5 protein-coding genes and 1 pseudogene are annotated in these 5,579 nt (G+C 67.7%); 1 reads left to right on the plus strand and 5 read right to left on the minus strand.

All coding sequences use genetic code 11. The features are described 5' to 3' along the window. From N878_RS11440 to metR, 5 genes are all read right to left on the minus strand, one after another. Nucleotides 1–1,798: heavy metal translocating P-type ATPase (locus N878_RS11440; RefSeq protein WP_021443792.1), on the minus strand; the 1,798-nt coding region annotated here is incomplete at its 3' end. Beyond that, nucleotides 1,795–2,466, minus strand: coding sequence for an isoprenylcysteine carboxylmethyltransferase family protein (locus N878_RS11445; RefSeq protein WP_021443793.1), 672 nt, complete (start codon nt 2,464–2,466; stop codon nt 1,795–1,797). The genes N878_RS11440 and N878_RS11445, both read right to left, overlap by 4 nt. Before the next feature lie 18 nt (nt 2,467–2,484). Further along, a complete protein-coding gene (locus tag N878_RS11450) occupies nt 2,485–2,691 on the minus strand; it encodes a DUF2933 domain-containing protein (protein WP_021443794.1) in 207 nt (68 codons plus the stop codon). A gap of 88 nt (nt 2,692–2,779) precedes the next feature. Continuing rightward, entirely contained in the window at nt 2,780–3,199 is a 420-nt protein-coding gene (locus N878_RS11455) for a hypothetical protein (RefSeq protein ID WP_021443795.1), read from the minus strand. An 89-nt stretch (nt 3,200–3,288) separates the two neighbouring features. Then, nucleotides 3,289–4,206, minus strand: a complete 918-nt coding sequence (gene metR, locus N878_RS11460) for a transcriptional regulator MetR (RefSeq protein ID WP_021443796.1) — start codon at nt 4,204–4,206, stop codon at nt 3,289–3,291. 196 nt (nt 4,207–4,402) lie between these two features. On the opposite strand from metR, the pseudogene N878_RS11465 reads away from it, so the two are divergent. Further along, a pseudogene (locus N878_RS11465) lies at nt 4,403–5,579 on the plus strand (5-methyltetrahydropteroyltriglutamate--homocysteine S-methyltransferase); the annotation flags it as partial.

Raw genomic sequence — 5,579 nt, forward strand, 5'->3', positions numbered from 1 at the left:
CGCCGACCAGCATGGCGGTCTTGCCATCGGCTTCCAGGGCGACCAGGCTCGCCTCGGCCTCTGCGCTGGCGATCCCCTCGCGGGCGAACAGGCGCCGGTTGCCGAGCCAGACGGTGCGCCCCTCGACCGTGCCGGCGATACCATGGCCGGCGATGCCCGCGATCGCATCGGCCTTCGGCAGGCGCATGCCGCGCTGGCGGGCAGCGCGCACGATGGCCGCACCCAGCGGATGTTCGGAGCCGGATTCGACGGCGGCGGCCAGCTGCAGCACCTCGTCCTCGGCGGCGCCGCCGAAGGCCAGCAGGTCGGTCAGCGCGGGTTCGCCGCGGGTGATGGTGCCGGTCTTGTCGAACACCACGGTGGAGAGCTTTTCCGCCCGCTCCAGCACTTCGCCGCCGCGGATCAGGATGCCGTTATCGGCGCCCTTGCCGACCCCCACCATCAGCGCGGCGGGGGTGGCCACGCCGAGCGCGCAGGGACAGGAAATGATCAGCACCGCGATAAAGGCCATCAGCCCCTGGGGAAAGCTGCCGGCCAGCCACCAGCCGAACAGCGCCAGGAAGGCCACGCCGACCACTGCCGGGACGAAGTAGGCGGTGACCTGATCGGCCAGGCGCTGGATCTGCGCGGTGCTGCCCTGCGCCTCCTCGACCATCCTGATGATCTGCGCCAGCGCCGTGTCGGCGCCGATCCGGCTGGCCTTGAAGCGGAACACCCCGCTGCGGTTGAGGGTGCCGCCGATCACCGCGCTGCCCGGGCGCTTGTCCACCGACATCGATTCGCCGGTCAGCATCGACTCGTCGACGCTCGTCTGGCCTTCGCTGACCTCGCCGTCAGTGGGAATCTTCTCGCCGGGCTTGACCACCAGCATCTCGCCGACCATGACGTTCTCCACCGGCAGGTCGACTTCCTCGCCGTCGCGGATCACGTGGGCGATGGCCGGCTTGAGGTCGAGCAGACGGCGCACCGCGGCCGAGGACTTCTTCTTGATGATCTCCTCCATGTAGCGGCCCAGCAGGACGAAGGCGATGATCACCGCCGAGACCTCGAAATAGACCTCACGCTCGCCCACCTTGACAGGCAGCACCTCGGGAAAGAACAGCACCGCGACGCTGTAGAAGTAGGCCACCGAGGTGCCCATGGCGATCAGGAAATCCATGTTGATATTGCGCGTGCGAATGGCATTCCACGCGCCCTTGTAGAAGCTCCAGCCGCCGATGAACTGCACCGGTGTCACCAGCAGGAACAGCCACATGCCCCAGGTGAAGAACGGCAGCGCGTCGAACGGCACCCAGCTCATCAGCATGGCGCCGGTGGCCAGGCCGATAAAGGCGCCGGCGCGCAGCAGGGCCAGCGCCAGCACCCCGGTCAGGGCGATGGCCACGCGGGACTGCATGGCTTTGAGCTCGGCCTCCGGCGACTCGAAGGTGCGCACGCAGCTGTCGCTGCAGAAGTAGTAGGTGCGCCCGCCGCGCTCGCGCGACAGTGCCGTGGCCTTGTCCACCATCATCCCGCAGATCGGGTCCTTCGCCAGTTGCCGGCCTGCGCTCGCCGGTGTGGCGGCAGCCGGCGCATGGCTGTGCTGGCAGGGCTGAGCGGCGCTGCCGGCAACGTAACGCGGCGCATCGCGCAGGAACTCGTCGCGGCAATGCGCCGAGCAGAACCAGTAGCGGGTGCCGGCGAACTCGGCGCTGGCACTGGCCGCGGTAGGGACGACGGCCATCCTGCACACCGGGTCGAGCACCTGTTCCTGGCCATCGGGCGCTGCCGTGGGCTGCGGCATGGGCAAGTGGTTCATGGTTGCTTCCTCGTGTCCGCGGCGGCGTGCGGGCGGGCCGTTGGCCAGGGCAGGAACGCCGGGGTGGCGTCGCGGTAGCGGCGATAGGTGTCGCCGAAGTGCACGAGCATCTCCTGCTCCTCGCGCCTGGCCAGCTGCACGTACATCAGCAGCAGGACGGGGAACATCAGCAGGGTCAGCAGGGTCGGCCACTGCAGCAGAAAGCCCAGCATGATCAGCACGAAGGCCAGGTATTGCGGATGGCGAACGCGCGCGTAGGGGCCGCTGTCGGCCAGCTCGCCGGCCTGCTGCGCGCGATACAGCACGCGCCAGGCGCTGGCCAGCAGCCAGAAACCGGCGAAGATCAGCAGGTTGCCGAGGATATGCAGCGCGCCGAAGTGCGGATCGCCCTCTAGGCCCAGCAGGCTGTGCCACAGATGGCCGGCCTCGTGGGACAGCGGGTCGAGCTGCGGGTAGCGGCTCTGCAGCCAGCCGGCCAGCAGGTAGAGGGTCAGCGGCGCGCCGTACATCTCGACGAACAGCGCGACGATAAAGGCCGCGAAGCTGCCGAAGGTACGCCAGTCCCGCGCGCTGCTGGGCTTGAAGAAGCTGAAGGCGAACAGGATGAACGCCAGTGAGTTGACTATCACCAGGCCCCACAGGCCGTAGGCCGAGGTCGTAGTTTCCATATGCGGCAGCCTCCCGCCTCAGTGACGATCGTGCCGACCGTGCCCACGGTGCATAAACAGATGCAGCAGCGGGCAGAGCAGCAGGACCAGGTAGGGCAGGGCACCGAGCAGATGGGCTTCGTGCTCCTCCCAGAGGAGGAACAGGGCGATGGCGCCGAACAGCAGCAGGGCCGGCCAGAAACGCCAGGTAGTGGCCGCGGGGGCCGGACGCAGATCGTGAGACATGACGGACTCTCCAGTAATCGGAGGGAGCTTGCCGGCACGGCGAATGACCGGCGCGGGCAGGCTGCGCATTGCACTGGAAGAGGCGGGGTTATTCGTTGAAGCGCTGCAGTTGCAGGTGCAGGGGCGGCGGGAAACCGGGCGCGTGCGCGCAGGGGACGAGACGCAGCAGGCGGCCGCGCAGCCTGCCGGGCAGGGCGAGCAGACCGGGCATGGCGATCAGCGCGGCCAGTGCCAGCAGCGACAGCAGTTGGCTGAAAAGGATGGTCTGCAGGGCGCTGCAGCTGTTGGTCAGCGCACCGGTCCCCGCCGCGCCATGGCCGTGGGTGGTCTGCAGGAACGTGGCCGCCTCCTCGAGATTGAGAACGCTGGCCGACTCCTCGCCCAGTTGCCCATCCAGATGGGGGTGGCTGTCGACATGGACGAGGGAGCAGCCGAGAAACAGCACGAGCCACAGCACCGCCAGGTGTCCGGCAAGCCTCGAATGGCGCTGGCGCAGGGCTTGGATCATGGCGCGGGCCGCAGGTGGGTGAAGGTATTGTCAGTAAAGACCCGCCGCGTGCGAGGCGCCTTGATCCAGATCAATGCTGGCGCTGGCCGTCAGCGCGCCACGCTGACCCCTTCCAGGCTGGCGAAGGAGGTGTCCTTGGCGGTCAGCAGGAAGTCGCGCATAAAGGGCGCATCCAGCATGTCGCTGCGGATCGCCGCATAGAGCGTGGCGAACAGGCCCTTTTCGCCCAGGCGCTTGGCGCTGACGTAGCCGCGCGAGCTGTACTCGTGCAGCGCCCAGTTGGGCAGGCCGCAGACTCCGCGGCCGCTGGCCACCAGCTGCATCATCATCACCGTCAGCTCCGAGGTACGCACCTGCGCCGGCTCGACGTCGGCCGGTTCGAGGAAACGGGTGAAGATGTCCAGACGGTCGCGCTCCACCGGGTAGGTGATCAGGGTTTCGCTGGCCAGGTCCTCCGGCTGGATATAGGCCTTGCTTGCCAGGCGGTGCTGGTTGGCCACGGCGAGCATCGCCTCGTAGGTAAACAGCGGCACGTAGGTGATGCCGGCCAGCTCGAGGGGATCCGAGGTCACCACCAGGTCCAGGTCGCCACGCGCCAGCGCCGGCAGCGGGGCGAAGGAGAAGCCCGAGGCCAGGTCCAGCTCCACCTCCGGCCAGGCATCGCGGAACTGGTCGATGGTCGGCATCAGCCACTGGAAGCAGCTGTGACACTCGATGGCCATATGCAGGCGGCCCGCGGTGCCACCGGCCAGGCGCGCCAGATCGCGCTCGGCACCGCGCAGCAGCGGCAGGGTGGCGTCGGCCAGCTGCAGCAGGCGTAGGCCGGCGCTGGTGAAGCGCACCGGCTTGGTCTTGCGCACGAACAGCTGCAGGCCGAGGCGTTCCTCCAGCTCCTTGAACTGGTGCGACAGCGCCGACTGGGTCAGGTGCAGGCGCTCGGCGGCCTCCACCAGGCTGTCGGTTTCGCGCAGGGCGTGCAGGGTTTTCAGATGGCGTAGTTCGAGCATGGCGGACTCACGGACCTAGGGTGGATGACACTGTGTGTATCCACCGCCGGCGCGCGCCGCTCGATGGTGGATGGGTAAAGCCTCATCCAGGCTACATGAGTGATTCTATAGATCAATACAAATATCTTGAGTTTGTCTCACTCGATGCGTCTGCCGAGAATAGCGCCATCCCGATTTCCCTATGGAGCGTTCTGACATGGCCCTGTCCCATTCCCTCGGTTTTCCCCGTATCGGTCGCGACCGCGAACTGAAGAAAGCCCTCGAAGCCCATTGGCAAGGCACGCTCGACGAGGCCGGCCTGCGTGCGGTCGGCCAGCGCCTGCGGGCCGAGCACTGGCAGCTGCAGAAGGACGCCGGCATCGAGCTGCTGCCGGTCGGCGACTTCGCCTGGTACGACCAGGTGCTCGGCCATTCCCTGGCGCTGGGCGTGATCCCCGAGCGCTTTCGTCCGGCCGCCGGCAAGCCGGGCCTCGATACCCTGTTCACCATGGCCCGTGGCGCCGTTGGCAACCAGAGCGACCACAGTTGCTGCGGCGGCGCCCACGCCCAGGAGCTGACCAAGTGGTTCGATACCAACTACCACTACCTGGTGCCTGAGTTTGCCGTCGACCAGCAGTTCGCCCTGAGCTGGGAGCAGTTGTTCGAGGAAGTGGACGAAGCCCATGCCCTCGGTCACGCCGTCAAGCCGGTGCTGATCGGCCCGTTGACTTACCTGTGGCTGGGCAAGGCCAAGGGCAGCGACTTCGACAAGCTGGAGCTGCTCGAACGCCTGCTGCCGGTCTACGGCGAGATACTCCAGCGCCTGGCCGCCCAGGGCGTGGAATGGGTGCAGATCGACGAGCCGATCCTCGCGCTGGACCTGCCGCAGGACTGGAAGAACGCCTTCGAGCGTGCCTACAACCTGCTGCAGCGCGAGCCGGGCAAGAAGCTGATCGCCACCTACTTCGGCGGCCTGGAGGACAATCTCGGCCTGGCCGCCAATCTGCCGGTGGACGGCCTGCATATCGACCTGGTGCGCGCGCCGGAGCAGTACCCGACCATCCTCGATCGCCTGCCGGCCTACAAGGTGCTGTCGCTCGGCGTGGTCAACGGTCGCAACGTCTGGCGCTGCGACCTGGAGCAGACGCTGGCGCTGCTGCGCCATGCCCACGAACGCCTGGGCGAGCGCCTGTGGGTGGCGCCGTCCTGCTCGCTGCTGCACAGTCCGGTGGACCTGGAACGCGAGGATCAGCTGGACGCCGAACTGAAGAGCTGGCTGGCCTTCGCCGTGCAGAAATGCCGCGAGGTCGCGTTGCTCGGCCAGGCGCTGGAGGCGCCGGAGGATGCCGAGGTGCAGGCCGCGCTGGCGCAGAGCCGCGCGGTGCAGGCCGCCC

Origin of the sequence: Pseudomonas sp. EGD-AK9 (assembly GCF_000465935.2) — a bacterium.
Taxonomy (GTDB): domain Bacteria; phylum Pseudomonadota; class Gammaproteobacteria; order Pseudomonadales; family Pseudomonadaceae; genus Aquipseudomonas.

Excerpts from the sequence above, each read along its gene's own strand:
- N878_RS11445 (WP_021443793.1), bottom strand. The coding sequence starts at position 2,466 with ATGGAAACTACGACCTCGGCCTACGGCCTGTGGGGCCTGGTGATAGTC.
- metR (WP_021443796.1), bottom strand. The coding sequence starts at position 4,206 with ATGCTCGAACTACGCCATCTGAAAACCCTGCACGCCCTGCGCGAAACC.
- N878_RS11455 (WP_021443795.1), bottom strand. The coding sequence starts at position 3,199 with ATGATCCAAGCCCTGCGCCAGCGCCATTCGAGGCTTGCCGGACACCTG.
- N878_RS11450 (WP_021443794.1), bottom strand. The coding sequence starts at position 2,691 with ATGTCTCACGATCTGCGTCCGGCCCCCGCGGCCACTACCTGGCGTTTC.